Genomic DNA, 2,510 nt, shown 5'->3' on the forward strand with positions numbered 1-2,510 from the left:
GAGTGGCCACCTAAATCAAAAAAGTTCGCAGTGGCGCTTATCTTGTCTACCTGAACGCCAAGCAAGTCTGACCATATTTCTGCCAGCATTTCCTCCACTTCGCCATTAGGGGCAACAAACGCCTCGCCAGACATATCACAACTTGGACTTGGCAAAGCTTTTTTGTCTATCTTACCATTTGCTGTCAACGGCCAAACGCTAACAAGCTGCACCAAACTTGGCACCATATAGTCTGGTAGCCTTTCACCTAAAGCGCGTTTTATTTTATTAATAAAGAGCTGTGCATCCGCCACCTCTTCATTCGCTTTCACATACGCCACAAGTTGCAAACTGTCTGCTACTTCTGCTGTCATGACCAAGGCAGAGTCCACACATGGTAAGTCTTGTAACCCAGCTGCTATCTCTCCTGTCTCAACTCTAAAACCCCGGATTTTGACTTGATCATCAACACGCCCGATAAACTCTAAATTACCGTCTTCTAGATAACGCACTAGATCGCCTGTTCGGTATAACCTAGGGGAGCCATGTGCTTGTTCCAAGCTGTAAAATGGATTTTCAATAAAACATGTCTCTGTCAATTCCGGTCTGTTTAAATAACCTCTTGTGACACCATCACCGCCAATACATAGTTCGCCAACACACCCTTTCGGAACCAGTGATGTCCCATTAACTGAAAGCACATAAGTACTGGCATAAGGTAATGCGCTACCGATATGAACTTGCGTACCTTCTACTTTAGCCACCGTGCTATTAACCGTACACTCAGTTGGACCATACACATTGTATGTCAGCTTCCCACTCTTTGCGCGCTCAGACAGTACTGACCATAATTTTGCTGAAATAGCTTCGCCGCCTACCAATAAATGTGGCAGTTCAAGATTGATGCCCGATTCAAGCCAAAACTCCAACAAGCTGGGGGTACAATCGAGTATATCGATACGATGTTTCTCAATGTACTGTTTTAGCAGGGCTGGTTCTACTTTGATATCTTCAGGAATAACCACCATTGGGTGTCCAGATATTAAATAAGAAACTCCTTGCAAAGAGGCATCAAAGACATAATTCGCGCACCACCCCATGCGTGCATCGTCTTCAAACCAGTTTTCCATTTCGTTGGTGAGCGCCGTTAGATTGCGATGCTTTACCATTACTCCTTTAGGCTTACCTGTTGAACCCGATGTGTAGATGATATATGCCAAGTGATGGCTGCGTAATCCTAGTGTGTCTTTCTGAATATCAGAGGTATTGTAATCAGATAGAACACGCGAACTAAGCTCTAACAGGTCAAAACAATTACCGGAATAAACATTACCCAAGGCCGACTTGCCCGCACTATCCACCGCGACCGCTGTTGGTTGTGCATCATCTAAAATATATGCTAATCGTTGCTCAGGGTAAGTTGGATCCAACGGTACATAGGCCCCACCCGCTTTGAGGATACCCAAAATAGCGATTACCATCTCCAATGAACGGCTCATACATATACCCACACACGTATCAGGCACTACGCCATGTTCATTTATTAAGTAGTGGGCTAGTTGATTTGCTCGACAATTTAATGCCTCATAGGTCATTGATGCTTCGCCATACTCCAGCGCCACTGAGGCTGGGTTGGCCTTTGCGTGCTGTTCAAACAGTTCATGAACACACTTCTGCTTATCATACTCAAAGTGTGCGTTATTCAGCTCTTCCAGCAGGTGATACTGTTCAGTGTTTGACAACATTGGAACCTCTAGCACCTTTTCATTTGGTGCGTGTAACAACGCCTTAAGTAATAACCCAAAGTGTGCTGACATTCTTTCTATTGTGGTTGCATTGAATAACGAGGAGTTGTACTCCCATGACAAAGCCAACTTTTCATTCTGTTCGACTACAGTCAGTGTCAAATCAAATTTGGCCGCTGTTTGTTTATTTTCTATTTGGCTTAAACTCAAGCCAGGTAAAGATAAATCGACTGGCTCGTTATTTTGCAACACAAGCATCACCTGAAACAGAGGACTGTGATTCAATCCCCTCTCTGGCTGAAGCTTTTCAACCAAGTGCTCGAAAGGCACTTGTTGGTGTGCAAAAGCACCTAACAACATCTCTTTGCTTTGCTGCAAAAGTGTTTCAAATGACGGATTCTCAGATAAGTCGCTTCGCAGCACTAGGGTATTGACGAAAAAGCCGATTAAATCTGCTATTTCTGCCTGCTCTCGGTTTGCAATTGGACTACCAACAACGATATCTGTTTCATTGCTATAGCGAGAGAGTAAGACCGAAAATGCGGCATGTAGTCCCATGAACAGCGTTGCCCCTTGTCGCTGGCACACCGCATTTAATGTTTGTAGATCTTGCTGTTCTATTTGTGTTCTGTGAATGGCGCCTTGGTTAGACATATTGACTGAACGTGTGTGATCTAACGGCAACTGATGAACAGTAGGCAGCCCTTTTAATTGACCTTGCCAATACGCTAACTGCCTTGCTAACTCTTCACCCTGCAGCCAATTTCTTTGCCAGTGCGCATAATC

The 2,510-nt window shown here is 44.5% G+C and carries 1 protein-coding gene; it reads right to left on the reverse strand.

The window, feature by feature from the left end:
* On the reverse strand, positions 1-2,510 hold a 2,510-nt coding region (locus N480_RS20215), incomplete at both ends, for a non-ribosomal peptide synthetase (RefSeq protein ID WP_155732917.1).

The organism is Pseudoalteromonas luteoviolacea S2607 (assembly GCF_001625575.1).
Classification (GTDB): Bacteria; Pseudomonadota; Gammaproteobacteria; order Enterobacterales; family Alteromonadaceae; genus Pseudoalteromonas; species Pseudoalteromonas luteoviolacea_E.